Annotated in this window: 15 protein-coding genes; 2 read left to right on the forward strand and 13 right to left on the reverse strand. The window is 70.1% G+C overall.

All coding sequences use genetic code 11. The annotated features are described in order from the left end of the window. Positions 1 to 41: 41 nt before the first annotated feature. The 10 genes from AC57B8_RS04425 to AC57B8_RS04470 form a co-directional block, all read right to left on the reverse strand. Complete coding sequence (locus tag AC57B8_RS04425) at positions 42 to 1,022, reverse strand: tripartite tricarboxylate transporter substrate binding protein (RefSeq protein ID WP_496478796.1); 981 nt, start codon at positions 1,020 to 1,022, stop codon at positions 42 to 44. Between the two features lie 15 nt (positions 1,023 to 1,037). Then, a complete protein-coding gene (locus tag AC57B8_RS04430) occupies positions 1,038 to 1,841 on the reverse strand; it encodes a crotonase/enoyl-CoA hydratase family protein (RefSeq protein WP_496478797.1) in 804 nt (267 codons plus the stop codon). 1 nt (position 1,842) lies between these two features. Beyond that, positions 1,843 to 2,265: a hotdog family protein gene (locus AC57B8_RS04435; RefSeq protein WP_354345135.1), complete on the reverse strand. Its 423-nt coding sequence runs from the start codon at positions 2,263 to 2,265 to the stop codon at positions 1,843 to 1,845. 82 nt (positions 2,266 to 2,347) lie between these two features. Continuing rightward, the gene (locus AC57B8_RS04440) at positions 2,348 to 3,571 is read right to left on the reverse strand and encodes a CaiB/BaiF CoA transferase family protein (RefSeq protein WP_496478798.1); all 1,224 of its coding nucleotides are present in this window, start codon (positions 3,569 to 3,571) and stop codon (positions 2,348 to 2,350) included. A 276-nt stretch (positions 3,572 to 3,847) separates the two neighbouring features. After that, positions 3,848 to 4,528, reverse strand: a complete 681-nt coding sequence (locus tag AC57B8_RS04445) for an RNA polymerase sigma factor (RefSeq protein WP_496478799.1) — start codon at positions 4,526 to 4,528, stop codon at positions 3,848 to 3,850. Next, complete coding sequence (locus AC57B8_RS04450; protein ID WP_496478800.1) at positions 4,515 to 16,193, reverse strand: filamentous hemagglutinin family protein; 11,679 nt, start codon at positions 16,191 to 16,193, stop codon at positions 4,515 to 4,517. The genes AC57B8_RS04445 and AC57B8_RS04450 overlap by 14 nt, the downstream gene beginning before the upstream one ends. Before the next feature lie 404 nt (positions 16,194 to 16,597). Next, a complete protein-coding gene (locus tag AC57B8_RS04455) occupies positions 16,598 to 17,590 on the reverse strand; it encodes a FecR family protein (RefSeq protein ID WP_496478801.1) in 993 nt (330 codons plus the stop codon). A gap of 72 nt (positions 17,591 to 17,662) precedes the next feature. Next, positions 17,663 to 18,190, reverse strand: coding sequence for an RNA polymerase sigma factor (locus AC57B8_RS04460; RefSeq protein WP_496478802.1), 528 nt, complete (start codon positions 18,188 to 18,190; stop codon positions 17,663 to 17,665). A 3-nt stretch (positions 18,191 to 18,193) separates the two neighbouring features. Then, a complete protein-coding gene (locus AC57B8_RS04465) occupies positions 18,194 to 18,826 on the reverse strand; it encodes an STN domain-containing protein (RefSeq protein WP_496478803.1) in 633 nt (210 codons plus the stop codon). 298 nt (positions 18,827 to 19,124) lie between these two features. Next, a complete protein-coding gene (locus AC57B8_RS04470) occupies positions 19,125 to 21,632 on the reverse strand; it encodes a penicillin acylase family protein (protein ID WP_496478804.1) in 2,508 nt (835 codons plus the stop codon). Between the two features lie 98 nt (positions 21,633 to 21,730). Here AC57B8_RS04470 and AC57B8_RS04475 point away from each other — a divergent pair, with 98 nt between their 5' ends. Then, positions 21,731 to 22,810 (forward strand): PLP-dependent cysteine synthase family protein, encoded by a 1,080-nt coding sequence (locus AC57B8_RS04475; RefSeq protein WP_496478805.1) that lies wholly within the window; start codon positions 21,731 to 21,733, stop codon positions 22,808 to 22,810. A gap of 5 nt (positions 22,811 to 22,815) precedes the next feature. Continuing rightward, positions 22,816 to 23,907, forward strand: coding sequence for a lipocalin-like domain-containing protein (locus tag AC57B8_RS04480; protein ID WP_496478806.1), 1,092 nt, complete (start codon positions 22,816 to 22,818; stop codon positions 23,905 to 23,907). Between the two features lie 21 nt (positions 23,908 to 23,928). On the opposite strand, the gene AC57B8_RS04485 is transcribed toward AC57B8_RS04480, so the two are convergent. The 3 genes from AC57B8_RS04485 to AC57B8_RS04495 form a co-directional block, all read right to left on the reverse strand. Further along, positions 23,929 to 24,687, reverse strand: a complete 759-nt coding sequence (locus AC57B8_RS04485) for a hypothetical protein (protein ID WP_496478807.1) — start codon at positions 24,685 to 24,687, stop codon at positions 23,929 to 23,931. Between the two features lie 141 nt (positions 24,688 to 24,828). Further along, entirely contained in the window at positions 24,829 to 25,278 is a 450-nt protein-coding gene (locus AC57B8_RS04490) for a cupin domain-containing protein (protein WP_062474067.1), read from the reverse strand. A 107-nt stretch (positions 25,279 to 25,385) separates the two neighbouring features. After that, positions 25,386 to 26,372, reverse strand: a complete 987-nt coding sequence (locus tag AC57B8_RS04495) for a branched-chain amino acid ABC transporter permease (protein ID WP_172438368.1) — start codon at positions 26,370 to 26,372, stop codon at positions 25,386 to 25,388. Positions 26,373 to 26,379 lie beyond the last annotated feature (7 nt).

Below are 26,379 nucleotides of genomic sequence, written 5' to 3' on the forward strand. Positions count from 1 at the left end.
TGTTGTCCGGCCCGCCGATCGCAGGTCCGATGCCTGTCTTCTTATTCGGCCTCGATGCCCGCGGCCTGCACCGCGCCGGCCCAGCGCTTGAGCTCCGCGCGCAGGTAGGTGCCGAACTGCTCGGGCGTGGAAGACTGGAGCAGCACGCCTTGCGGCTCGAACTGGCCGCGCAGGCTCGGGTCGGCCACCACCTTGTTGACGGCTTCGTTGAGCGCCTTGACGAGGGCCGGCGGCGTGCCCTTGGCCACCAGCAAGCCGTGCCAGGTGGGTGCGTCAAAACCCGGGATCAACGACTCGCCCAGCGCCGGCACGCCGGGCAGCACGCCGATGCGCGCCTTGCCGGCCACGGCCAGCGCACGCACGCGGCCGTCGCGGATGAAAGGCAGCGACGAGTTCACGGCGTCGAGCAGGAACTGGGTCTGTCCGCTCATCAGGTCGGCCATGGCGGGTGCGGTGCCTTTGTAGGGCACATGCATCGCATCGAGCTTCAGGGCCTGCAGGAACAGCGCGACACCCAGGTGCGTGACGTTGCCCTGCCCGCCCGAACCGTAGGCGAGCTTGCCGGGCCGCGCCTTCATGTACTGCACGAACTCCTCGATGTTGGCGACGGGCAAGCTCGGGCTTGCCATGAGCACGGTTGGGATCAGCGCGGGCAGCGCCACGGGCACGAGGTCGCGCAGCGTGTCGTAGGGCAGGTTCTTGTGCAGCGCCGGGCTGATGGCCAGACCCGACGAGTGGTACAGCACCGTGTAGCCGTCCGGTGCCGAGCGAGCCACGAACTCGGTCGCGATGTTGCCGCTGGCGCCGGTGCGGTTGTCGACGACCACCGGCTGCCCCAGCAGTTGCGAGAGCCTGAACCCGATGGCGCGTGCCACGACGTCGGTGGGCCCGCCCGCAGCGTAAGGCAGCACCAGCCGGATCGGCTTCTGCGGCCAGGCTTTGGGTTCATCGGCCGCGCGGGCCAGGGGCATCGCTGCGAGCGCACCCGCAGCGGCAAGGATGTGGCGCCGTTGAAAGGACATGTTCATTCCCCGCTGTCAGGCGCGCGCCGCGGCACGGGCCTTCGCCGCATCGAGAAAGGCATCGAGCGCGGACTCGTGCGCGGCGGTGTGGTGCGCCAGTGCCTGGAAGCCTGCCGACATCTCCAGCACCGTGTCGAGCCGCGCGTGCTGTGCTTCGCGCAGCAGCCGCTTGGTCATGCGCAGGGCATGCGACGGATTGCTGGCGATGCGCTTCGCGAGCCGCAACGCCGTGGGCATCAGCGCATCGGGCTCGACCACATCGGAGACCAGCCCCCATTGCAGGGCCTGCGCGGCATCGATGGGATCGCCGGTGAAGGCCATTTCGCAGGCGCGCGACATGCCGACCGCGCGCGGCAGCAGCCACGCGCCACCGTCGCCCGGAATCAGGCCGAGCTTGACGAAGCTCTCGGCGAACACGGCCGTGCGCGAGGCAATGCGGATGTCGCACATGCAGGCCAGGTCGCTGCCCGCGCCGTAGGCCGGCCCGTTGACGGCCGCGATGGTCGGCACCTCGAGGTTGCACAGCGCCAGCGGCAGGCGCTGGATGCCGTCGCGATAGGCGTAACGGCTGTGCACCGGCTCGCCGAGCCCGCTGCCGATGGTGTCGCGCAGCGTCTTCAGGTTGCCGCCGGACGAGAACGCCGTGCCGGCACCGGTCAGCACCACGGCGCGCACGGACAGGTCGCGGTTGACGGTGTCGCACAGCGCGATCAGCGACTCGACGGCATCTGCGTCGGACAGTGCATTGCGGGTCTGCGGACGGTTCATCGTCACCACGGCCACGCCGCCGTCCCGTTCGATCTTGAGGAAGTCTTCCATGTCAGTGCGCCTTCTTTTCGTCTGCCGGCTTCATGCGCATCATGCGCAGCGGCGTGTAGGTGAGAACGGTCTTGCCATCCTGGTTAAGAACCGAATTGCGGGTGCGCACGAGGCCGCGTCCCGGCTTGGCGGTGGGGCGTCGCTCGATCACTTCGCATTCGACATGGATCGTGTCGCCCACGAAGGTCGGCGCGGCGATGTCGAGTTCCGCATTCAGGAACGCCAGGCCCGTGCCCTGCATGGACGGCGTGATCAGGCCTTCGGCGAAGGCATAGACCAGCGCACCCGGCACCACCCGGCCCGCAATCGCCATGTGCGCCCGGTCGCTGGTGTCGGTGAACAGTTCCTCGTTCAGCCAGCTCAGGTTGATGAAGCTCACGAGGTCCGCCTCGGTCACGGTGCGGGAACGGGAACGAAAGCGCATGCCTGTTGGCAGCTCGTCGAAATAGAAGCCGGTGTTCAGCTGGATCAAGGGTGCGCTCCGTTCGGGTCCATGCGATGGCGGTTCAACTCGCTTCGGAAATCAGTTCGGCGGGCAACAAGGTGGCGCCCTGCGCGGCCAGTGCCTCGATCTGCGCCGCGCTGTAGCCGGCCTCGGCCAGCACCTCGGCGCTGTGCTCTCCGAGCCGGGGCGCCTGACGCAACACCTTGGGGGGCGAATCGGACCATCGCGTCGCGATCGCCATGGCGCGCAGGCGCCCTTCGCTGGGGTGTTCCACGGTTTCAAAGAAGCCCACGGCCTTGAGATGCGGATCGTCCATCAGCGACTCGAGGGTGTGCATCGGCATGACGGGGATGTCGGCGGCTTCGAGCCGTGCGGTCCAGTCGGCCGATGTGCGGGTCTTCATCACCTGGCCCACCAGCTGGTACAGCTCGCCGATGTTCTCGGTGCGCCGGCCGATGGTGCTGAAACGCGGATCGGCCTCCATCTCCTGCGACTTGCCGATCAGGCCGAAGAAGGTCTTCCACTGCTTGTCGTTGTAGATCAGCACGCACAGATGGCCGTCCAGCGTCGCGTAGGGACGGCGGTGTTCGTTGAGCAGCCGCGCATAGCCGGCAGGCCCGATCGGCGGCTCGAAGGTGCAGCCGCCCATGTGGTCGCCGAGAACGAACTGCGCCATGGTCTCGAACATGGGCACGTCGATCGATTGCCCCCTGCCCGTGCGCTCGCGGTGGAAGAGGCCCGCCGACACGGCGTTGGCCGCGCTCATGCCCACGATGCGGTCGACCATGGCACTGGGCACGTAGCGCGGCACGTCGGCGCCCGCGCGCACGCCCAAGGTGGGAATCGCGGCCGCGCCCTGGATCAGGTCGTCATAGGCTGGCTTGGCCGCATACGGGCCGTCCTGGCCATAGCCGTACACGCCGACATAAAGGATGCGTGGGTTGACCGCGGCAACGGCGGCGTAGTCCAGCCCCAGGCGCGCCATGGCCTGCGGCCGGACGTTGTAGATGAGCACGTCGGCATCGGCGGCGAGCCGCAACAGCGCCTCGCGGCCATCGGGTTGCTTGAGGTCCAGCACCACGCTGCGCTTGCTGCGATTGGCGTGCAGGAAGATGCCGCCCATGCCGGGATGGCGGCCGGGCCCGATGCCGCGCACCGTGTCGCCGCCGGGCGACTCGATCTTGATGACGTCGGCGCCCAGGTCGCCGAGGATCTGGGTGGCATAGGGCCCCATCAGCACCGCGGTCATGTCGATGATGCGCACACCGTCGAGAGGTCCGCTCATGGGGCCCCCTGGCTTTTCGAAGCCGGTAGCGCAGTGCGCGAAAGGAAGCGACCCGCCGCTTCTGTCCTTGTGTCCATTCGGTCTCCCGTGTCGTTGGAACGATGCTAGGGGAACCGGTGTTGGCCGTGAAATACCGTCTTCATGTCGGGCGATACGCGTTGGGTATCGGGTGCTCGATCGGACAGGTCGTGCGTCCCGCAACCGCTCCCACCCGAACGCCGACGAGATCGGCAGCAGCAAGTTGCTACCGATCCGGCGCCGCCCGCAGGCGGGATTTCATTTCTCCAAGCGTGGCGCGCCGGCGCGCATCGGGGCGACGACTTTCTCCTGCCATCGCCGGGAAAGACCGCGTCGGGGCGAAGCGCCTTCCGCCCTCACGGTGTGACCGGACGCATGCGCGCAGTAGTCCAGGGCCTGGCGAAGCGCCGTGTCCACCCGGCGCAAGGAGATGCAATGCCGGTCTGCCACGTCCTGACGGGTCATCTCCTCGATCTGCAGTGCCACGAGCACCGAACGATGCCGATGCGAAAGCCGCTGCATCGCCTGCTCGACGGCCTCCACGGCCGAGCGCGCTTCGGCGATGGCATCGGGGCCGGGCGCGTGGTCGGCCAGGAGATCGAGGGCCGTGTCCCATTCGCCCACGTACTGCCAGGACCGATCGCTGCGCAGGCGATCCATGGCCAGGTTGCGCGCCGTTCGATAGACATAGGCCCCGGGACTGCGCACGGGCTCCGATGCCGTCATCTCGCCCAGGCGCAGCCAGGCGTCGTGCAGGCACTCGCTGGCCTGGTCGGAACAGCCGAGATCGCGGGCCAACCGGCGATGCAGGTACGTGTAGTTCGCCGTCAGGAACGCCCGCAGCACGACGCCGGTGGGCTCGCCGTGACCCGCGAATGGCCCTTGAAAACAAGGACCGGGATCGAACTCAGCCGCGGACATCGTCTTACTTGCCGGCATGGCGCAACCTGCTCTTCTCGGCGTCGGTCAGCAACGACATCACCGACGCATCGAACTGATTGCCGTGCCCAAAGACCTGCACGGGATTGGCAGGGTCGTACCGAGGCACAGCGCCCGCTTGCGCGCCGGGGCGTGGCGGCGACGATGTACCCGCACCGCCCGGCGACAGGCTTTCGTTGCCGAAGCCCAGCACCCGCACCGTGAACACAGAGGGCAGGTTCTGCCGTGCCGCGGCCCGCTCCTGGCGCATGGACTCCTGCGCCGCCATGGCCGCCGCCGACGCCGCCGCGCTGGCGGTGGTCAGTGCGCCGATGTTCACCGCCGCCACCACCGGCAGCCCGGTCGTCTCGCCCTTGACCTGGATGTTGTCGGCGTTGCGCACCTGCAGCGCGGCGATGTTGAGGTTGCTGGCGACCCGGATGCCGGCATCGCCCGCATCGATGGTGCCCCGGGGTGCGACCAGGTCCACGTCGCCTTCGCCCACGGTGCCGATGCCGGCGCCGCTCATGTCGCGCTTTTCCTCCACGGTGATGTTGCCGTCGGCGTCCGACGTGACTTCCGGCGCCTGCGGGATGCGCACCGTCTTGGCGCCGCGGCCGGCGTCGATGTCGCCCTGGCTGGACCACAACACCTGGTCGCTGCCCAGCGGCTCGGCCTGCGAGACGAAGGACAGGATGCGCGAACGGTTCACGATGATGTCCCGGTCGGTGAACACATTGACCTGCCCCGGCGAGGCCAGCGTCACCAGGCCGTATCCGTCCGGCACCACGGCGCCCAGCCCCGCCACCTGCAGGCCGCCGCCGGGAGTGAAGACGTTGATGTCCCCCCCCTGGTGGGTGCGCGCCGCCATCCGGGTCGCGGCGATGCTGCCCACGCCGGACCAGCTGCTGCGCCAGTTGTCCGGCAGGTCCGCGGCGTAGCGAACGGGCTGGCCTTCGACCGTCGCACCGCGGAACAGCGTGTCGATGGCCGCGGAGCCGCGACGGTAGCCGCCGTTGATCGGACCGTTCTGCCCATCGCCCCCGTTCTGGTCGCGCCCTCCTTCGCGCAGTTCATAGACAAAGACCTGGCGCAGGAACTGCTCGCGCACCAGGGGCGGCAGTTGCCGGTATTGCTCCCACGCCTGCTGCGGGCTCAGCTTGCCGTCCGCAGTGCCGGTGAGGCTGGCGACCTTGTCGGCACCGAGCATGCCTTCCACGAAGGACACCAGGCCCCGGCGCGCCAACTTGGCCAGGTCGCCGCGGTTTTCCACCCCGTCGCTCAGGTACAGCGGCGCCACGGTGCCGTCGGCCAGGGTGGTCTTCAGATAGTCCGGCATGGCGGCCACGTTGGCCGGGTTCAGGTAGGCCCGCTCGAAGGCGTCGTAGCTGGCGGCCTTGTTCATGCCGGCCATCAGGGTGATGCCGGCGCCCTCGGCGGGCAGGGCCTTGATGACGTTCGATTCTTCGCCGAGCGGCGTTGCCGACACGTAGTCCCAATAGCGATTGGCATTGGTGTACAGCGACAGGTTGTTGCCCTGGATGTCGCGCCCGGCCAGCAGCAGCAGGGATCCCGGCCCTTGCAGCGCGGTGCGGCTGCCCCTGTCGTAGTAGTAGGCCGCCGCGTCGCCGCTGTATCGCGCATATCGGTGCGACAGGAGCCTGTTGGCGACAGCCAGGATGTCGTTGCCCGCCGCCAGCATGGTGGTGTCGGTGGGGCGCAGGTTGCGCGCGCTGAGCTCGAAGTTGCGGATGTCGGTGCCGGCCTGCACGTGCACCGATTCCGACGCGATCAGATTCAGGTCGCTGATGGAACCGGTCGCCGCGTACAAGCGGCTGGGCGTGAAGTCATGCACCTGCATCGGCAGCACATCGGGGTTGTCGAACAGCTCCATGCCATTGAGGCTGTTGGTCAGGAACGTGTTCGTCACCGAGAAGCCGCCATAGACCGACTTCAGCGGCGCGCCGAACGCCGATGCCCCGCCCAGCGTGATCGTGAAACCCATCCACGGCCGGAATATCGACGGCCACTTGTCCAGCGTGGTCTGGGTCATGACGATGGCACCCGTGTTCTGCAGGCTGCTGCCGCGCAGGAAGCGCAGGTCTTTCGCGGCCAGCAAAGACAGGTCGCTGCTGTTCGCCGGCGCCATCGCCAGCAGGCCCGCGACGTCGATGTTGCCGCTCAGGGCCGACACGCTGACCTTGGCCGGGTACAGGCCCACCATGTCCGTCTGGAGCTTGGTGTCCGTCATGCCGCTCACCAGCCTGGTGGTGTTCTCCGTGTCGTTTCCTGCCACGAATTCCGACTGGTTGACCAGGCGCACGTTGCCGCCGGTGGACACCAGGCTGACGGCGCTGCGCTCTGTCTGACTGCTCATGAACATCGCATGGCTGGACGCGCCGCTGGTGTCCCGGTCGGCCTGGTCGACGTAGGCACGGCGTATCTGCATCGGGTCGATCACGGTCTGCAGGACCAGGTCGCCCAGCGTCTGCAGCTTGAGCGTGGCGTCCGACAGCGCCAGCACGGGCGCGATGTCGTAGGAATAGGCGGTGTTGGGCCAGCTGCTCGAGATGCCGGTCAGGGCATAGCCGGAGGCGCTTGCGCCGGCTTCGATCTCGCCGGCGCCGCGGCCCACGTAGTACTGGCCGGCCTTCAGGGTGCCGCCCGCCGCCACCTGCAGCTGCCCGCCGTTGCGGGTCACCGTGGAGGCCGCGGCATCGCCAGCGGAACGCCCGCCCGTCACGCGCATGGTGCTGGGCAAGGCCACCACCAGGTTCACCAGGTCGCCGCCCGCCGACAGCTTCACGTTGCCGCCGCCCAGCGCGCCCAGGCCCTGCTGGAAGCTGGCGTGGTTCACCCACCAGCTCGGTTGCTGGCCCCGGGCGGACATGACCGGCGCCCAGCTCTCGCCCATGTTGTACGCGTCGTAGTAGCCGGTGGGACTGCTGAGATCTCCGCCATAGCGGCCCTGGCGGAACAGCCATTCGGTCAGGATCTGGTCCGAACGCGCGCCCTGCGCGGTGGGCGCACGCACGCTGCCCTGGACCGCGACATCCACGTGGCCACCTGCGGTGCCGTACTGGGCATCGACGCTGGCGGTGTCGAAGCCGCCGCCCAAGGTGGGATCGGCCTCGGCCCGGCCTGCGGTGTACAGCGCGGACTCCTTGTGCGCCAGCACGAGGTCGCGCCCGGCGCGTACCGTCAGGTCGCCGCTGCCGGTGCGCACCAGCTTGCCGGCGCCCGACTCGGTGCCGGCCGTGCCCACGCGGATCGTGCCGGTGTCGGCTGCAAGCGCGCCCGATGGCCGCGTGGCCAGTGCATCGACCGACCCCAGGTCCGCGCCCGCCACCAGGCGCAGGTTCCACGACGCGGCCTGCTGCAGCCGCGCCGCCCGGCCCGCGCCGTTGTCGCGGCCCGCCACGTCGAAGCCGTCGCTCAGATGGCCGTCGATGTTCAGGTTGCCGCCGGCGCGCAGCGTGAGCGTGCCTTCGCGGTGCGCCGCACCGAAGCTGTCGAACAGGTTCCAGTCGCGGCCCAGCGTCAGGTCGCCCGGGCTGGTGATCTCGATGCCCGCCGCCAAGGTGTAGGCGGCGGCGTTGCCGCCCAGCCTTGCCAGGATGCCGGTGTGGCCTGCAAAGGCATTGGCCTCGGCGATCGCTTGCGGGGCCACGGATTCCACCGTGCCATCCGTGCACGCATGGCGGCGCACGCCTTCGAGCACCGCGGAGCGCGCGCCCAGCACGGCAGCGTTCAGCGCCGTGACGTTCAGGCCGTCGTTGCCTGCGGTGCGCTGCGCCCGCAGTCGCAGCTTGCCGCCTTCGCCGCCGCTCAGGTCCAGCGTGCCGCCGGCCAGGTGCAACTGGCCGTCGACCGCTTCCAGGTCGATGCGGCTGCTGCCCAGGCCATCGATGGCGTCGGTGGCATGGGCCGCCAGCACCGCGCCAGGCTGCATCGTCAGCCCCGCCCCGCCGACAAGGCGGATGCTGCCGCCGTAGGCCGCGTTGGCCTCGACGCGTGCCGTGCCGTCGACAGAGATCACGCCGCGGTCGGTGATGACTTCGAAGTCGGCCACCCGCGTGGTGCCCGCGATCGTCAGGTCGCCCTGACGGACGCGGAACTGCCGCGAGCGGCTGAAACCCGCATCGTTGAGCGTTCGCGCCAGCGCGCCGAAATCGTCCAGCCGATCGATGGCCAGCGCAAAGTTGCCGCCGTTGCCGCCGGCACCGGCCTGCGCTTGCACAGTGCCACCGAAGTGGACCCGCCCGCCGGCCGATGCATCCACCGTCAGGCGGCCGGCGTCGCCACCGCGCGGATGGGCCGACAGGTCCAGCAGGCTGCCCGGGGCCAGGTCGATCAGGCCGCCTCGCGTCGCCAGGCTGATCTGGCCCGCGTCCACGTACTGGGCCGCGTCGAAGAAGACTTTTTCCAGGCCGCCCGCGTGCAGGCGGCCCTGCTCTGCAACCGTCAGGTTGCCCGTGCCGGCATCGACCGCAATGCTGCCGCCCAGCGCCAGCACCGGCAGCGCCACGGTCACGCCCTGGCCCGACAGGCTCAGGCGCGCGCCCAGGCTGGCGCGGCCCAGTGCCGCCATCTCTTGCGCATCCAGTTGCGCGTCTTGCTGCAACACCAGTTGGCCCTGCGTTCGCACGGTCTGGTCGGCGCCGGACACCCCTTGCAGCACCGGCGTGCGCAGCGTCAGCGCCGCCGTCCCGGCGTCCAGGCTCCCGGTGCCTTCGCCGGCGATGCGCCGGCTGGCTGCCAGCAGCACCTGATCGAAGCCGGACATCGTCTTGTCGCCCGCGCCCAGCACCAGCTCGCCGGCCGACAGTTCCAGGCGACCACTGCCTGTGCCCGCGCTGCCGAGCGACGCGCCCGTGTTCTGCAGCGTCAGGTGGGAGGCCTGCACCTGCACGGCATCGGCGCCATGGCCCCGCAGGGCTGCGGCGTCGAACACCACCTGCGCCAGGCCGCGCATGTCGAGCGAGCGATAGAAGTCCAGGCTGCCGTAGCTGTGCAACGTCAATGACTGCGCGCGCGACAGCTGCGCCAGGGCGTCGGTGTCCAGCACCAGGCCGCCGCTGCCGCCGCCGATGCCGATGCGGCTCGCGGCCACCGACAGGGCCTTGCCCGACAGCTGCGCGCCGGCAGCCATCTCCGTGTTGTTGGTGGCGTCGAGCAGCAGCGCCTCGCCGCCCTGCAGCAGCGCACCGGCGCCGATGCGCACCTGGCCGCCGACCGTGGTGTCCACGTTCTCGCGCAGCGCCCGCACGGCCTGGCCGCTGCTCACGCGCACCAGCGCACCCCAGTCTCTGGAAGGCGTGACGATGTGGTCGTCGCTGGTGTCGTTGGGCGTGTTGTTGTCGCTCCACACGGCCGCCACCTGCGGCTTGAGCACCAGGGTCGCCTCGTCGCCCGACGCGGCGCCGTGCGCGCGCAGCACGCTGCCCGACTCGATCGACACCGCATTCGCCGCGGCCAGGATCACCTCCGGGCCGCTCAACGCGGTGCCTGCCGTGTTGCGCAGCACCACGTCGCTGGCGGCCACGTCCACCTGCAGGCCGCGCACGTTGCCCGTGCGCGTGCCGCCCACCAGCAGGCTGCCCGCGCCGAAGCGCGTCAGGCTGCCGGCATCCACGACCAGGTAGCCGTCGGCGCGCAGGTCGCTGCTGTCTTGTCCCGCGCCGACGATCGCGATCTTGGCGGCGGCAATGTCCACCAGGCTGCCGCGCCCGCCCGCATCGGGTTGCGCGCGCAGTTCGCCGTCCAGCGTCAGAGCGCGGTCGGCCTTGAACACCACGGCGCCGCCATCGCGCGCCAGGCGCGGGGTCACGACGTCCTGCCCTGTCAAACGGTATTGCGTCAGCTTGAACGCATCCGACGAGAAGAAGGCGTTGCCCCGCGCTTCGTTGTATTCGCTGACCTTGCGCACCAGACTGGCGGGCAGCACGCGCCAGCCCGAGGCCGTGGCATCGCGCGCGCCACTGACCGTGTTCTGTTCCCGCCCGGCCACGATCGTCGAGCCGTCGCGCAGGCTGACCACCTCGCCACGGGACGCGGCCCACGCCGGCAAAGCCTGGCCCGTGCTCTGCACCGCAAAGGCGCCGGGCAGCAGCGCATAGCGCGCCGGCAGCAGCGTGTACCAGCCGGCGCCCAGGCCACCGCCGGCCAGCCAGACCTTCTGGCCCGCCGCACCGCCCGCCACGGGCGACAGGCCCTGGTAGCCCGGCAGCACCGCGTACATGCCGGGCAGCGTCAGCACGTCGTGCGAGCCGCCCGAGCCGGGCACGTGCTCCCACGCATGCAGGTCGCCCCCGCCCGCGATGTCCACCACCGCGCCCGCGGCCATGGCCACATCAGGCGCTTGCAGGAGCACGCGCTTTTCCGGCAGGGACGACAGGTAGCGGTTTTCGTCCAGGGAACTGGCATCGCCGGCATTCGCACGGTTGCGGCCCTGCGGGTTGGCCGGGTCCAGCCAGTACTCGGCGTTGCGCAGGCTGCCGTAGAGCACGTCCAGGCCCGCACCGGACACCGAGGTCAGGCTGTTCGTGCCCAGCGTCAGGCGCTCGCTGGCATTCAGCGCGATCTGCCCGAAGGGCGCGCGCAGCACGCCGTCCTGCTCGATGACGGGCGCGTTCAGCGTCAGGCTGCCGCCGGCCGACAGAGGCGCCGCGGCGCTCCCGTTGCCACGCACGGTGATGGAGTGGTCCGAGTTGATTCGCGCCGTGACAGCCGTGGCCGGGTAGACCTGCGCGGCCTTGATCTCCAGCGCGCCTCCCACGTCCAGCGTGGCCCGCAGCTGGGGGTCGTCGTAGTCGGTGCCGCCTTCGCTGTAGGCGCCCGCCACGAAGCGCAGGTCGCCGGTGTCCAGCACGGTGCGTTCGAAGCCGCGCAGCTTGACGTCGACGGGCGACACGGACTCGCCCTTCGCACCCCTGCCTGCAATGTCGATGGCCTGGCTGGCCGACAGGATCAGTTCGCCCGCATTGCGGGCCGTGGCGCCGACCGCGCCCACCGCACCTGTCAGTGGGTTCAGTTGCAGATGGTGGGCATGCAAGCGCACCACGCCGCCCAGCCCGTCGCTCTGGATGACCGGGGCGGTGATGCCCAGGCGGCCGGCGACGCTCAGGTCGACGCCGCCGGCCAACTGCACGCCCACTTGCGTGGAGCGCAGGTCGACCGCCGAGAAGCCGGTGTCCTGCAGCGCCTTCGCCGACACATGCAGGGTGCCATCCGAGGTGGCGATGTTGCCGATGTGGATCTTGTGGCTCAGCGCCGTTCCGGTGCCGCTCCAGAAGTACTTGTTGAGCAGTTCGACCACCCGCTTGTCGATGCTCGCGTCGTGCTCCCACGGCGCCCTGTCGGCGCCCGGTCCCGCAGCAAGCGCCGCGCCCGCGTCGAGGACGAGCCCCTTGCTGCTGGACACCGACGTCGGCAGCGTCGTGTTGATCGCGGTGCGCATGGCGCTGTTCATCTTGACGTCGCCGGCGTACTCGTCGCGCACGTCGAGGTTGCCGCTGGTGCCGATGATCCGCGCGTACTTTTCGCCGTTGAAGGTGTACGTGCCGGTGGGGCTCTTGTAGTAGAGGAAGGAGCCGATGTCCGGCGCCACCAGGTCCCCGGACGCACGCCCGGCCGCGCTGGTGTCCGTGATGGACAAGGACCCGCCCGCTGCCTGGGCATTGCCGCCGTGGGCGCGCAGCCTGGCATTCATGGCGCCGCCGGCCGCGGCCTCCATCACGATCGCGCCGCCGTCGCTGCCCAGTTCCTGGTCCACGCGCCGCAGGGCGCCGAGCGCGCCCGTGCCGCGGTCCCAATACGCCACCGTGCCCCGCGCGCCCGACACGTCGATCAGCGCACCGGCCTGCGCGTCCAGCGTGCCGGCGCTCAGTGTGACCGTGCCGCCCGGCAGCACCTTGCCCTGGGGCAGGCGCATGGCCGGGTCGTGGAAGATCTGCGCCACGCCGGGCAGCAGCAACTCGGCCCCATCGGCCAGCGTCAAGGTGTTCTTGGCGCGGATGTTCAGCGTCCCGGCCGGCGCCTGAAGGCGGCCCGCCACCCGCACGGAGGCCTGCCCGGACCCGTCCGCGTCCAGCGAGATCGCGCCGCCGGGTTCTGTCTGGATGCTGGCGTTCGCGTCGATGCGGATGCCGCCACCGGTCGCGCCGGTCGCCAGCGACAGGCCACCGGGCGCGCGCGCGGCGCGGCGCTGTCCGCTCAACTCGTCCAGTGCCTTGGGGGCCAGCACATCGCCCAAGGCGCTGCCGCTGGGCAGCGTGCGCAGCGTCGATACCGCCGCGAGCATGTCCCAGCTCGTGGGCTGGATGTGCACCTGTGCGCCTTCCGCGACCACGACGTCCCCGCCGAGCGAACGGATGCCGATCGTGCCGAAGCCGCGCTCGGCGTACAGGGTCTGCGGCAGGTGCAACGGCTTTGCCGCGCCCGATGCCTTGCCGCCCGTTGCTTCGGCCGCGGGCGCGGCGCCGCCCACCTGCACGTCGCCGATCGCCGTGAGGGTGAGCCGGGACGCATCGCCCCCCGCCCAGCCGCGCAGGTCCAGCGTCTCGAGCGCCGTGTTGTCGAACGCCGTCAGGCTGATGGCCCCGCCGTTGCCCGCCTTCACCTTGCCGGCCTTGCCGCCCGCCGTGACACCGGACAGCCAGCCGCCGCCGGACACGTCCAGCGCCGCGCCGGCGGCCACCTCCACGTTGCCGTACACCGTGCCCAGGCCCTCTTTCATCGGGGTCCCCAGTGCGATCGAGCCGCCGTGGATGGCGCGGCCCAGCGTGACGCCTTGGCCGGTGTCGTTGACCCACTGGCCCGCGACGCTCAGCAGGCTGTTCGCCCCCAGGCGCAGCACGCTGTCCGCCTTGCCGCCGGCGCTCAGCGCAATGGAGCCGCCCGGGGCGATGAGCTTGCCCTGGATGTCGAAGTTGCCGGGGATGCCCTGGCCGTCGTAGACCGCGGCCGTGAAGCGCGCCCCCGGCTGCAGAGTCACCACCGCGCTGTCTTCCAGCACGAAGCCGGTGTTGAGGTTCAACTCGATGGCGCCCAGGCCTGAATGGCTCAGCCCCGCAGCAGACAGCCAGGTGGTGCGGCCCACACCCGCGCCCGCGCCGGGGGATTGCCCTTCGGGCTCGGTCAGGAAGGCGTCCCTGCCCAGCGGGCTGTCGATGCTGAAACCCGCCGGCAGCAACGCGGGCTTGTCGCTGATGACGACCTGGCCCAGGGTCCACATGCCCTCTTGCGCGCGGTTGGAACCCACCGTGAGGCGGCCGGCCCGAGGCAGCTCGGCCGCTTCCTGCACCCGGTCGCCGGGCTGCACCGAGCCCCTGAACTCGCCCTCCAGGATGAAGGCGCTGCCGGCACGGATGTCGATCGAACCGGCATTGCGGCCTTCTTCGTAGCCCGGCTCCCAGCGCCGCCCCGACAGCATCGGATTGACATAGGTCTGCGTGACGCCCCAGCGCGCATGCGCCTGCAGGTACTGGCCCGCGATGCCCGTGTAGGTCATGTCCGCTGGCGCGGACGACATCGTGTAGGTGCGCCCGTCCGCGCCGCGCAGCAGGGTTTCCGTGTTCCAGCCGTCGCTGTAGCGCACCGAGCCGCCCGACACATCCAGGATGGAGCCCGGCCGCGTGATCACCGAACCGTTGGACTGGATGGTGATGTCGCCGCCTCGCGCCGCCAGCTCGGACAGGCCGACCAGGCCGTTGCCCACCCAGCCCGTCACGTCCGCCAGCGGGGTGCCGACCCAGATGCCCTTGAGCGCCTTGCCGGACTCGTCGGTGACCCATTCGACGCCCGCCATGAGCCCCTTGAAGGTGCCCGACCGACGTCGATCCACGATGACCTTGCGGCCGTACAGCCAGGTGTTCGCCTGCAGGTGGGAGTCGCGCAGTTCGTTGATGCGCAGTTCGGCTTCGACGAAGTTGCTGGCCATGTCCACCGGCATCTGCATCAGCCCCGCGGTGCTGACGGTGGCGTGTTCACCGATGAGGATGCGGCTGCCGTCGCCCACCTGGGTGTTGCGCTGCAGGGCCGCAGGGTTGGCCTGGGCCTGGATGTCGATGTGGCCCGCGGCGGCGGTGACCTGGGCACGGGTCTGCACGTCGATCGTCTTGCCGTAGAGCTCGATGCGCCCGGGCTGGTAGCGGTTGGCCAGCGAGCCGCTTTCGATCCGCGTGGTGTCCTGCCAGTCGTTGACGACCTGGGTGATGCTGTCCGGCCCCAGGGTCAGCGTGCCGCCCGACCAGGCCGTCAGGCGCGGGACGTCGGCCGCCAGGTTGATGTCGATGTTGTGCACGCCCTGGCCCCAGGCGCGCAGGCGGATGGAGCCCGTGCGGTTGTTCAGCGCGGTGCTGGCTTGCAGGATGCCGCCCTGGTGGATCTCGCGCGACACCATGGTGATGTCGCCGTGATCGGCCTGGATGATGCCGGTGTTGTGCACGCTGTAGCCGACCTGGGCCGCGCGCTGCTCCATCAGCGGCAGGATGTCGGACACGATGCGCCCGATGAGATAGGGCTGGAAGGCGGGCGCTGTCTGCGGATTGATCAGGAACTTGGCCGGAAAGAGCCAGGGCCGCACCGACGAGGTGACGGCATCGAAGCCGCGCACGGTGGGGCTGATTTCCTTGGCTTCCAGCCACACGTTTTCGCCGGCGCCCAGCAGCGTCTGGCCGCTCGGCGTGCGGATGCTGCCCGCGTTGCTGACCTTGGGCGCGAACATCAGCACGTGGCCGCCCTGCCCCGTGATCTGCGCACCGGCCGCCACCTTCACGTCGCCCGGCGGCTTGCCCGGATCGAAGGCCGGGCCCATGTCGGCGAACTGCACGTTCGAATCGGCCGGCATCTGCTTGGAGTTCTCGCCGAAGGTGGGAATGCCGACGCCCACTTCGAGGCCGCTCCAGTAACCGGGGTCACCCGATTTCGCGCCCAGGCGCGTGTTGAGACCGGCCTTGAACTGTTCGTCGCTGAGCTTCAGGCTGGAGGCGACGAGGTTGCGCACGTTGACCTGGCTGCTGCCGGTGAACAGGATGCCGTTGCGATTGATGAGGTAGACGCTGCCCTCGGCCTCGATGCGGCCGGCGATCTGGCTGGGTCGGCCGCTGGGGTCGTTGATGCGGTTGAGCGCGATCCACTCGTTGGCGCCGGTCTTGGCGTGGGTGCCGGCACGCTGGTCGAACTTCACCGTCGTGTTCTTTCCGACGTTGAAGGTCTCCCAGTTCAGGATGGCCTTGTCGGCGGTCTGCTCGATGGTGACCGTGGTCCTGCCGTTCGCTGCGGCCTGCACGGGGTCCCTGGCGTTGAGCCAGCCGGCGGTCAGCGAATTCGTGTCGACCTTCAGGCCGCCTTCGGCCAGGCCGTCCGGCGCGGACTCGCCGCTGGCCAGCGCCTCGGCCCGCTTCTGTGTCTGCTGCGCCTGCTGCGCGGCGATCGCGCGCGCGGCCAGGTTCAGGTTGGTGATGGACGTCTGCAGCTGCTGGCTCGCCGCCGACGACGGCTGCGTCGGGTGGACCAGGCTGGACGCCGGCGCGCCGTTCGGCAGCTTGCCCGTGGCGATCGCGCCCGCCTGCGCCGCGCCCTTGTCGGCGAACCACGCCGGACTGAACGCCCGCTGGGCATGCGCGCTGCCGAGGACCCCACCGGCAGCCAGCGCCACCGCGATGGCCCGCGCGAGGGGCGCCATCCTGAAAACCTGCTGCGCCGCGCGCGCCGGTCGATTCTTTTCCTTGCACCCACTGATGGTCATTTCTCGTTCCCGCCGAAGTAAAGCCTGTGCCGAAGGGGCTGCGCGCGTCGCGCAGGCCAACCCCATTCAAGAAGCCCCTGCGATGGCGATCGAAAGCCAACGCGACAGGCGCCGTCAGTTTCTTGACGGGACGGAAACGTCGAATTCCAGAAGAATATTTTTGGCCTCGTTGTGGGCGCGCGCGTGTCGCTGCGGCCTCGGTCCGGAAAGTCCTTGCAGATCAACGGCCAGGACGCGCTGCACCTCGGCAAAGTCACGAAAGCTTCACAGTGGCTGCGCACGACCACCATGGGAAGCCGCGACATCGAGACAGGGTCGCCACCCAACCCCGAGGTCCACCTCTAGCTCAGGACCAGCACGCCGGCGGGGAGCGACCGGGCGTTCAAACCGAAGGAGCGCTGCATCTGGAGCAAGGCCAGATCGAGACGGTCGAGTTTGAAGGTCGCGGTGACCGTTTTCCCTCGCAGCGCATCCACCATCAGGACCACACGCCCGGGGCGGTAGCGATTGATCTCGTCCAGCACCACCGACAAGGGCGCCTGCTTGAACACGAGCTCACCGCGCCGCCAGGCAGAAGCCACCTCGGGGTCCGCGGCGGCGATGCCGCTGATGGAATGATCGCGGTAGACCGCTTGCTGGCGTGCCAGCAGCACACGGTCGCCGGCCGGGTGCTCGATGCGCACGCGGCCCGCCAGGCAGGTCACGCACACCCGCCCTTCCAGGCGGCTGATCTCGAAGCGCGCCGATTCGCCAATGCTGCGACCGGCGCCGGCCACGACGCTGAAGGTGCGCGCACTGGGCAGCATCTCGATCGCCGCTTCGCCGTTCAGCAACTCGAGCCCCTCGGCCTGGTCGTCCGAGGCCACCCGGCGGATGCTGGTGCGGGTGTTCAAGGTCACGTCGATCTGGTCGGACCACGCGATGGCACGCTGCTCGCCGGCGGCCGTGCGCCAGTCCGCACGCCATTCATTGGCTGCGGGCCACAACCCCAGGGGCGAATAGACCGCCACCCCCGCGACACCGGCCGCGGCGGCTGCGCCCGCCACGCCCAGGAAGGCCCGACGGCTCGCCGCGGGCTTGCGCAGGGTCTCGCGGTGAAGGCTCGCCGCTTCGGTGTCGGTGCGCACCAGCCTGTTCAGCGCGGGTTGGAGCACGCGCCACTGCTGCCGGGCCTCGATGAACGCCGCCTGATGCAAGGGACTCGCGTCGCGCCAGCGCCGGAACGCCTGTGCCTCCCACTGCGTGGCGGCGCCCGAATGCAGCTTGCGCACCCAGGCGCGCGCGTCTTCGCGCAGCGTCTCGGGAAGCGTCGGTGGTGAAGGGTGCGTCGTCATGTCGGTTTCAGGGGCCCCGTACTTGATAGACGGTTGCCGACACCGCAATCCGCAAACTATTTCTTCGTGCCGTCATGAAGACCTGCCAGGGCGCGGTGCCAGCCGCGAGAACAGAAGATCCTGCGCGGCCTTCAGTTCGTACTCGACGGTCCGCACAGGAATGCCAAGCCGCGTGGCCACGTCCCGCTGGGACCAGCCCTCCAGGCGAACCAGCAGCAGGATTTCGCGGCGGCGCGGCGGCAGGCGCGACAGCAGGCCGTCCAGCGCCTCCAGCTGCGAACGGGCTTCGGCGACCTCGGCGGGGCCGGGCGCCGGGTCCGGCAGCTCGTTCATCAGCAGCTCGATGTCGTCGGACAGCAAGACCTGGCTCTGCGCACGCCGGACGTCGATGGCCAGGTTGACCGCCATGCGCAGCAGGTACGCCTGGGGTGTGGCAATGGGGCCCGCCATGGGCTGGCTGCGCTCCAGCTTCAGCCAGGTTTCGTGCAAGGCGTCTTCCGCCAGTTCGCGATTCCCCAGCCGCACCGCCAGGCGTTGCTTGAGCTGCTCGTAGCGTTGCACCAGGAAGCTGCGCAGCAGCGGGATGACGTTCTCCGTCATGCGTCAGTGCACCGTGGCGCAGCGGGGCCCGGGCAACACGTCGTGCGGCAGGATGGCCAGCGTGAGCGGCAGCGCCAGGTCCGCGGGCGGGGGGCGGTCCATCTTCAGAGGAGCCAATGCCGCGAGCATGGCGGCGTCTCGCGCAGGGTCTCCCGAAGACGACACCAGGCGGGCCTGGCTGATGCGGCCCGACGCGGTCACCTGCAGTTGCAGGATCGCGCGGTAGTGGCCGGGGGCCGTACGGAGATCGGCGCACAACGCGTCCCAGACACGGGCCTGGACCAGGGCGTCGTACCCGCGTGGCGAACCGGCGGTCGACACCACCCCAGGCACCGCTGCGACGCGCTTCAGGATGAAGGCACCGGAAAGCTGCGTGTCCACGTCATCCGCGGTGAAACCCGTGCCGACCAGCAAGGCCCGCAAGGCGGCATGCGGCGCATGGCGCCCGCGCACCGGGGCCGAAGTTCGCCCCGCCACCCACTCGTCGATGAACATCACCGACCGCCCCGACACCGCGGCGTATTGCGCCAGGGCAGCCGCCAAGGGCTGCGCGGGCAGGTCGAAGTCCAGCATCTGCGATTCGGGCGACGCACGGGTGGCGGCATCTGCCGACTGCGCGTCGGTGCCTGCGGCCACGGCCTTCGCTGTCGATCCCCAGGCGATGCAGACGCACACCACGGTGCACGTGAGGCCGGAGACAAGGGCCCGCACGAGCCTGTCGTCCCTGCCCCGGCCCAAGCCCCGTCCAACCACTCGCCCACGACCACCATGCGCTGAAGTCAACAAGGAAGAAGTGGATCGTGTCAGCAAGCTTGTGGGCAGTATTTCAACTCCTGCAAGCATCACATCGGCGAATGACGACCGCGTGACGACCGGCAGGGCCGGGCGCGCCGCGGCGGGGCGCGGGCAGCGCCCTCTTCCGTGACCGGTCCTGCTAGCGCCCCGGCGTCAGCTGGATTCGTTCCACCGTTTCTTTCTCGACCGCGCCACGGCTGTAGACCAGCGGCACGTACTTGCCTTCGAGCCACAGCGGCGCGAGGTCGCGGTAGTTCGGGCTGTCGGGGTTGCCCGACTGGCCCGGCGTGTTGATGACGCGCGAGGCGTCCCAGTTGCCCACGTCGAGCACCATGCGAAACGACGCGCCCGAGGTCAGCTTGTAGTCGTTCGCGCGGTAGGTGGCCGCCATCGGCGTGAACGACGAGCCGGACATCGGCCAGTCGCCCACCTCGAGCTTCTTGCGCGTGGCCGCATCGACCACGCCGCCCAGCGGATGCCGGAACTCGGCGCGGTGCAAGGCGCCCCACTTCCACGCCGCCGGGTCGGGCCCGAGCTTGGCGGACAGCTCCTGCATGGCGGCGGGCAAGGTCGTCAGCAGCAAGGCGTCGCGCTGCGCGTTGCTGACCCAGCCGGACGGGTTCTCCAGCAGCAGCACCATGCGCGTGTTGTCGCCGGGTGCGGCCAGCGCGGCAGCGGCATCGCCCGCTCCCGCCTTGAGCACGGCCTGGCGCAGGAACTTGCTGCTCCACACCTCGTACAGCGCGGCCGCCGCGCTGTCGCGGTCCATGGCGCCGTCCCAGCCCTGCAGCAGGCGCAGCGCCGCCGCGGTCTGGGCGTCGTCGCTGCGCTGGCCGGCCAGCAGCTTCAGCACGCGCTGCGCCGGCGTCGCGACGATGTCGTTCTGCATGCGCTCCGAGTCCTCGATGGTGAAGCGCGAACCCGCCGCCACCTTGGCCGCGAACAGTTCCTTGAGGCGGAGCGCGCGGGCCGCGTCGCTCCACTCGTAGCCCACGCCCTTCTTCGCGGCAGGATGGTCGGGCGGGATGTTGTTCTCGTTGGCCGTGACCACGTAGCCGCGCGCGGGGTTGAACTCCGAGGGCAGCTCGTCGCCGTTGCGAAAGCCCGACCACTCATAGCGGCCGTCGCCCGGCACGGGCATCAGGCCGTCCCAGTTCGGACGGATCGGCGTGAGCCCGCCCGGAATCCAGCCGACGTTGCCGCTGCTGTCGGCATACACCTGGTTTTCGCCCGGCGCGCCCCAGCGGTTCATGGCCGCGCGGAACTGGTCCCAGTTGCGCGCGCGCATGTAGTCCATCGAACCGAAGTACGGCGCCATGCCGGGCTCCAGCCAGGCGGCGCGCAAGGCGAAGGCGCGGCGCTTGCCGGGCTCCGCGACCAGCACGGGGCCGTGGCGCGTGAAGGTGTTGACCACCTCGCGCGGCGCGGCCTCGCCCTTGACCGCGATGCGCTCGGTGACGCGCGTCATCGGCTCCCAGCGGCCCTGGTAGCGGTACTCCTCGGGGTTGGCCGGGTTGAGCTCGTACACGTACAGGTCTTCCTGGTCCATGTAGAAGCGCGTGAGGCCGAAGGCGATGGTGCCGTTGTGGCCGATCGACAGGCCCGGCAGGAAGGGCTCGCCGGCGCCGATGGCGTCCATGCCGGGCGCGCTCAGGTGCGTCATGTAGCGCAGGCTCGGCGCGCCGTGCGCGCGGTGCGGATCGTTGGCCAGGATCGGCCGGCCCGTGGACGTGAGCTTCGGCGCGATGACCCAGTTGTTGCTGCCGTAGGCGGCCGTGGGGTCGCCCTGCGCCGCTTCGTCCTGCTCGGCCTTCGCGGCCATCGCCTCCGCACTGCCCGGCAGCAGCGCGACCGGCGCGGAAGACGCGCCCGCGTTCATGCCCACGCGCGTGTTCTCCTTGGTGAAGCGCGGCGCATCGGTCGCCCGCAGGTAGGCCGCGCGCAGCTCCGCCACCGGAAGGCTGCAGGGATCGAAGCCCTCGGGCACCTTGGGCGTGACCGGCGGATCGAGCTCGCGGCGCAGCCAGTCGGCCTTGGCGCCCGGCGCGCCGGCGCAGAACGCGCGTGCGCGGTCGACCTCCGACGTGAAATTGAGCGTGAGCCCGTGGTGCCGGATGCGCACCACGTCCTCGGGTGACCACGTGGCCGGCTGGTAGCCCAGCAGCGCGAACTCGGTCGGCAGCAGCGCGGGTTGCGCGCGCACCTGCGCCACGTAGGCATTGACGCCGGCCGTGAAGGCCTCGGCCACGCGCTTGGCGTCGGAGCCGTAGGCCAGCCACTCGCGGTACATGTCGCCGCGGTAGAGCACGGCGCGCGCGGCGCGGTCGCTCTCGACCCAGGCGGGGCCGAAGTCCTTCGCCATCTCGCCCAGGCCGCGTTTGCGCCACAGGTCCATCTGCCAGAGCCGGTCGCGCGCGGCGATGAAGCCCTGCGCCACGAAGGCGTCGTAGAGCGTGCCGGCGTACAGGTGCGGCACGCCCCAGCGGTCGACCAGCACTTCGGCAGGCTTCTCGAGGCCGGGCACCGCGAAGGATGACGAGGGGCGCGTGGGTGTGTTCACGCCCGGGGCGTTGGACGCACACCCTGCGAGGGCGAGGACCGCCAGCGACACGGCGCCCAGGGAAAGCCGATGGTTCATTCTCTTCATGCAGTTCGTCTCCGGTCTTGTTGTGGATTGGCAGCGGGCAGTATCCCGATTTCTGTCACCCGCCGGGTTACAAGGCATGACTTGTAGACTGACGCGCTATGCAGCCCACCACCCCTTCAACCTCCTCCTGCGACAGCTGGCTCGCCGGCGCGATCCGCCGCATCGAAGCCGACTACCAGCGCAGCGCCGACACGCACCTCATTCCGCTGCCGCTGCCCGCGCTCGCCGCGCACGGCATCGACCTGTACCTGAAGGACGAATCGACGCACCCCACCGGCAGCCTCAAGCACAGGCTCGCGCGCTCGCTGTTCCTGTACGCGCTGTGCAACGGCTGGGTGCGCGAAGGCACGACCATCGTCGAAGCGTCGAGCGGCTCCACCGCCGTGAGCGAGGCCTACTTCGCGCGGCTGCTGGGCCTGCCCTTCATCGCCGTGATGCCGCGCAGCACCTCGCCCGAGAAGGTCGCGCAGATCGCCTTCTACGGCGCGAGCTGCCACTTCGTGGACCACGCGGCGCAGGTGTACGACGAGGCCCGCGCGCTGGCCGAGCGCACCGGCGGCCACTACATGGACCAGTTCACGTACGCCGAGCGCGCGACCGACTGGCGCGGCAACAACAACATCGCCGAGAGCATGTTCCAGCAGATGGCGCGCGAGCGGCACCCGGTGCCCGCGTGGATCGTGGTGGGCGCCGGCACCGGCGGCACCAGCGCCACCATCGGGCGCTACCTGCGCTTTCGCTGCCACGACACGCAGGTGTGCGTGGCCGACCCCGAGGGCTCTGTGTTCTCGGCCTACCACCGCAGCGGCGACGCCACGCTCACGGCGCCCGGCTCGCGCATCGAAGGCATCGGCCGCCCGCGCGTGGAGCCCAGCTTCGTGCGCACGCTGGTCGACCGCATGCTCGAAGTGCCCAACCTCGACTCGGTGGCCGCCATGCATGCGCTGTCGGCGCTGCTGGGCCGCAAGGTCGGCCCGTCGACCGGCACCAACTTCGTCGGCATGCTGGCCGTGGCGCACGAGATGCGCGCGGCCGGCCAGCTGGGCTCGATCCTTTCGCTGCTGTGCGACGCGGGCGAACGCTACCTGCCGAGCTACCACGACGCCGACTGGGTGCGCAACGCCTTCGGCGACATCGCGCCCGCGCAGCAACGCATCGACGCGCTGGTGGCGGGCTGATGGCCATGCGCCCGCCCCGTGGCCTCATCGCGCGGCGGCAGCTGTTGCTGCTGGCCGCGCTGGCCGCCTCGGGCGCGCCGCACGCCGCGTGGGCCCTGCCCGCGAAGGCGCTGCAGTTTCCGCGCGACTTCGGCAGCCACCCCGAGCTGCGCACCGAGTGGTGGTACATCACCGGCCACGGCCAGACGGCTGCAGGGCGCGCGTTCGGCTTCCAGGTGACCTTCTTCCGCTCGCGCGTCGACGCCACGCAGGCCATGCGCTCGGCCTTCGCCGCCAAGCAGCTGGTGTTCGCGCACGCCGCCGTCACCGACCTCGAAGGCCGCGTGCTGCGGCACGACCAGCGCATCGCGCGCGCGGGCTTCGACGTGGCCTCGGCCAGCGAGGCCGACACCGACGTGCGGCTGCGCGACTGGTCGCTGACGCGCGACGCCGGCAGCGGCGCCTACACCGCGCGCATCCCCGCGGGCGAGTTCACGCTCGACCTGCGCTTCGCGCCGTCGCAACCCGTGCTGCTGCAGGGCCGCGAAGGCCTGTCGCGCAAGGGCCCCGAGCCCGAGCAGGCGAGCTACTACTACAGCGAGCCGCAGCTGCAGGCACAGGGCCGCCTCACGCTGCAAGGCCAGGCCCCGTTCGAGATCGCCGGCACCGCCTGGCTCGATCACGAATGGAGCGAGGCGCTGATGCACCCCGAGGCCGTGGGCTGGGACTGGATCGGCATGAACCTCGACGACGGCAGCGCGCTCACCGCCTTCCACCTGCGCCGCCGCGACGGCAGCGCGCTGTGGTCGGGCGGCTCGTTCCGCCCGCGCGGTGGCGCGGCGCGCATCTTCCAGCCCGGCGAGGTGCGCTTCGACGCGCTGCGCAGCTGGACCAGCCCGCGCACGCGCGCGAGCTACCCGACGCACTGGCGCATCGACACGCCCGCGGGCCGCTTCGAGGTGCAGGCCCTGCTCGACGACCAGGAACTGGACAGCCGCGGCTCCACGGGCGGCGTGTACTGGGAAGGCTTGAGCGAGCTGCGCGACGCGCAGCAGGGCCGGCGCGTGGGGCGCGGGTATCTCGAGATGACGGGGTACGCGGCGCCGCTGCGGCTGTGAGCCGAAGCCCGCCGCGATGGGCTACTTCACGCCCTGGCTCAGCGCCTGCGCCGTGTTGCGCGACAGCGCGCGGACGTGGTCGTCGATCGCCGAAGCGACGGGCGCGAACTCGGCAGTGCTCAACCGCTTGAGGTCGCGCGGTTCCGGGAAATCCTTGAGTTGCCGCACCCGTTGCCGCTGCTGGGCGAGCATCGGCTCGTAGGCCGCGAGGTTCAGCGGCGGGTCCATGACGAAGACCTTGGCTTCGATCGCGGGCACCGCGTAGTACCGCGTCGACCCCAGCATGCTGCGCGTGAAGAGGCCCGAGTTCTGCATGACGCTCTCGCCACAGGGCCCACCGGTGCACTCCAGGCGCGCCTGCGTTCGCGTCGCCTCGACGAGGACCACCGCGGCAATCTGGTCGTCCTTCAGCTTGCGTGTCGCCCACGCCTGCGCAGGATTCGCGATCCATCGATCGTGCTTGAAGACGGCCAGCGCGTTGACGGAGGTCGTGGCAAAGCTCGTGAGCCGCACCACCTGGAAGCCCGCCTTTTCGAGCTCCGACGTGAAGGCCTCGTAGACCTTGGCCGTGGGGTTCCAGGGGAACGGGTACGTGGTCGAGAAGTTGTTGAAGACGGTCGTGCCCACATGCATGTGTTCCGCAGAGGCGGTGGGGATGCGGACCAGCAGGCCGACCTTCGCGCCCTTCGCGAGCTGGCCGCCGTTCGGCGGCAGCGGCGGTGGGGTCATGCACCCTGTCAGCGCGAGCGCCACGAAAAGTGCGAGCAGCCGTCTGCGCATGGGGGTCTCCTCCATCTTCTTGTCGGTGTGGGCCTGTGCGGCCGGGTGCGGATGATTGTGCCGAGCGCTGCATGCGGCGTCGCCACGGGAACCGGTGGTTTTGGACAGCGTCGGCTTGTCAGTGCCGATGAGGGCCGCACCTCACGCCGAGACCGTCACCCCATTGCGCGCCAGCACCGCCAGCAGCTTCGGAATGTCGGGCGCCGGCCCGACCGGAATCTCGCGGTCGATGGCGGTGAACATCTGCGCGGCCATCGCGTCCTGCCCCGTGATCTCGAGCATCTGGCCGCCGCCCTTGCCGTAGTGAAAGCCGTGCACCGTGCCGCGCGGCACGTGCACCAGCGTGCCGGGCTGGCACCGATGCGCCTGGCCGTCGCAGAGGAATTCGACCTCGCCGCCGAGCACGTAGAACGACTCGTCCCAGTCGTGGCTGTGCGGTGGCGGGCCCGTGCCTTCGTCGCCGCGCTGGAAGGTGACGCCGTAGCTTTGCGTCGAGGCATTCGACGCCAGCACCGTCACCTGCGTGCCGAGCACGTTCAAGGGCGTTTCGCGCCGCTCGGGTGTGAGGACAAAGTACGGAAGAAGGGCCATGGCCGGCTCCTCGAAGTGGGAGCCGGATTCTGCGCCCCGGCCACAGGGGGCACAAGCGGTGGCGCCGCAGGGAGGGTAACCACCCCGCCGTCACGCCACCGGCATCGCTACTTCGCGCGGCGGCGCTCGATGAAGGCGATGATCTCGCCCATGATGCCCTTGCGGAAGGCCAGCACGCAGATCACGAAGATCAGGCCCGTGACCATGGTGACCGACTCGCCCAGCGTATTGAACCAGTCGACGGTCGTGATGCGCGCCAGGAAGTTGCCGAGTTCGCCGATCTTGTTCTCGAGCAGCACGACCACCGCCGAGCCCACGATGGGGCCCGACAGCGTGCCCAGGCCGCCCACCAGCGTCATCAGGATGACCTGGCCCGAGGCGGTCCAGTGCACGTCGGACAGCGTGGCAAAGCCCAGCACCAGCGTCTTGAGCGAACCGGCCAGGCCCGACAGCGCGGCCGAGATCACGAAGGCCAGCAGCTTGAAGCGGCTCACGTCGTAGCCCAGCGAGAGCGCGCGCGGTTCGTTTTCCTTGATGCCCTTGAGCACCTGACCGAACGGCGAGTGGATGGTGCGCACGATCAGCAGGAAGGCCGCGACCACGATCACCAGCGCCACGTAGTACATGGTCAGGTCGTTCGACAGGTCGACGACGCCGAAGAGCTTGCCGCGCGGCACGCCCTGCAGGCCGTCTTCGCCGCCCGTGAACTTGGCCTGCAGCGCGACGAAGAACATCATCTGCGCGAGCGCCAGCGTGATCATCGCGAAGTAGATGCCCTGGCGGCGGATGGCCAGCACGCCGAACAGCCAGCCCAGCAGCGCGCCGGTGAGCGTGCCCGCGATCAGGCCCAGCTCGGGCGTGAGGCCCCAGACCTTGATCGCATGGCCCGCCACGTACGCGGAGCCGCCCAGGAAGGCCGCATGGCCGAAGGACAGCAGCCCGGTGTAGCCCAGCAGCAGGTTGAAGGCCGCGGCGAACAGCGCGAAGCACATGAGCTTCATCACGAACACCGGGTAGGCGCCGAAGAACGGCGCGAGTACCAGGGCGACCAGCAGCAGCGCGTAGACGACGGTGGAGATTTTTTTCATGTTCATGCCGCTC

Source organism: Variovorax sp. BGA-UO-ETr-C22 (assembly GCF_059567965.1).

Coding starts and splice junctions, on each gene's coding strand:
- AC57B8_RS04445 (WP_496478799.1), bottom strand. CDS start 4,528: ATGCCGGCAAGTAAGACGATGTCCGCGGCTGAGTTCGATCCCGGTCCT.
- AC57B8_RS04490 (WP_062474067.1), bottom strand. CDS start 25,278: ATGGCCCTTCTTCCGTACTTTGTCCTCACACCCGAGCGGCGCGAAACG.
- AC57B8_RS04430 (WP_496478797.1), bottom strand. CDS start 1,841: ATGGAAGACTTCCTCAAGATCGAACGGGACGGCGGCGTGGCCGTGGTG.
- AC57B8_RS04450 (WP_496478800.1), bottom strand. CDS start 16,193: ATGGCGCCCCTCGCGCGGGCCATCGCGGTGGCGCTGGCTGCCGGTGGG.
- AC57B8_RS04455 (WP_496478801.1), bottom strand. CDS start 17,590: ATGACGACGCACCCTTCACCACCGACGCTTCCCGAGACGCTGCGCGAA.
- AC57B8_RS04475 (WP_496478805.1), top strand. CDS start 21,731: ATGCAGCCCACCACCCCTTCAACCTCCTCCTGCGACAGCTGGCTCGCC.
- AC57B8_RS04460 (WP_496478802.1), bottom strand. CDS start 18,190: ATGACGGAGAACGTCATCCCGCTGCTGCGCAGCTTCCTGGTGCAACGC.
- AC57B8_RS04435 (WP_354345135.1), bottom strand. CDS start 2,265: ATGCGCTTTCGTTCCCGTTCCCGCACCGTGACCGAGGCGGACCTCGTG.
- AC57B8_RS04495 (WP_172438368.1), bottom strand. CDS start 26,372: ATGAACATGAAAAAAATCTCCACCGTCGTCTACGCGCTGCTGCTGGTC.
- AC57B8_RS04425 (WP_496478796.1), bottom strand. CDS start 1,022: ATGTCCTTTCAACGGCGCCACATCCTTGCCGCTGCGGGTGCGCTCGCA.
- AC57B8_RS04470 (WP_496478804.1), bottom strand. CDS start 21,632: ATGAAGAGAATGAACCATCGGCTTTCCCTGGGCGCCGTGTCGCTGGCG.
- AC57B8_RS04480 (WP_496478806.1), top strand. CDS start 22,816: ATGCGCCCGCCCCGTGGCCTCATCGCGCGGCGGCAGCTGTTGCTGCTG.
- AC57B8_RS04485 (WP_496478807.1), bottom strand. CDS start 24,687: ATGCGCAGACGGCTGCTCGCACTTTTCGTGGCGCTCGCGCTGACAGGG.
- AC57B8_RS04440 (WP_496478798.1), bottom strand. CDS start 3,571: ATGAGCGGACCTCTCGACGGTGTGCGCATCATCGACATGACCGCGGTG.